Here is a 401-nt window from a genome sequence, read left to right as displayed (position 1 = left end):
ACCCGGGTTCGTGACACCGATCTGGCCGCGTACGAGAACCAGGATCTGCCCTTCGAACGCCTCGTAGAGGAAATCAATCCCGCCCGTTCCACCGTGTATCACCCGCTGGTGCAGGTGATGCTGCTTCAGGAGGCCGACGGCTCGATGCCGTCAGTGAGCGGGCTGGCCGGTGAGAACCTGTCGTTCCGGGCGGGGGTGGCCAAGTTCGATCTGACCGTCGCGTTCGCCGAGTCCCACGAGCCGGACGGTCGGCCGGCCGGCATCGCTGGCGGCATCGAGTACGCTACCGACCTGTTCGACGAAGCGACCGTCAGTGGGTTCTGTGCGACCTTCGCTCGGTTGGTTGCGGTGTTGGTGGCGGAGCCGGGGGTGCCGGTCGGTCGGCATGAGTTGCTGACGGT

1 protein-coding gene is annotated in these 401 nt (G+C 66.1%); it reads left to right on the top strand.

Annotated elements, in window-relative coordinates; all coding sequences use genetic code 11:
* Positions 1–401, top strand: a 401-nt coding sequence (locus tag ACFHW0_RS31850) for a condensation domain-containing protein (protein WP_416613330.1), incomplete at both ends; no start/stop codon positions are given.

This window comes from Micromonospora sp. LOL_025 (assembly GCF_048060285.1).
In the GTDB taxonomy this organism is placed as follows: domain Bacteria; phylum Actinomycetota; class Actinomycetes; order Mycobacteriales; family Micromonosporaceae; genus Micromonospora.
The sequence above is the reverse complement of the archived record's forward strand: the minus strand, read 5'-3'. Positions and strand labels throughout refer to the sequence as shown.